The 239-nt window shown below is 41.8% G+C and carries 1 pseudogene; it reads right to left on the bottom strand.

From position 1 onward, the window contains the following. Positions 1–239, bottom strand: a pseudogene (locus tag RRF55_RS27770) (hypothetical protein); the annotation flags it as partial.

The following is a 239-nucleotide window of genomic DNA, read 5'->3' as shown; positions in this document are numbered from 1 at the left end:
ATCCACTAACCATTGAGCACGACGCATGAGCTCTAAGTCATGCTCAACTACAAATACAGAATTTCCCGCATCTCTCAATTTTTCGAGAGAATTATATAACGACTGACTATCTGAAGGATGTAATCCAGCAGACGGCTCATCCAGTACGTAAACTACACCAAATAGCATAGAACTTAATTGTGTTGCTAAACGCAAACGTTGCAACTCTCCAGCTGAAAGAGTTGGCGTGGCTCTATCTA

Origin of the sequence: Klebsiella sp. K47 (assembly GCF_051858335.1) — a bacterium.
Taxonomy (GTDB): Bacteria; Pseudomonadota; Gammaproteobacteria; order Enterobacterales; family Enterobacteriaceae; genus Klebsiella; species Klebsiella pneumoniae.
This window is presented reverse-complemented; position numbering and strand designations above follow the sequence as displayed.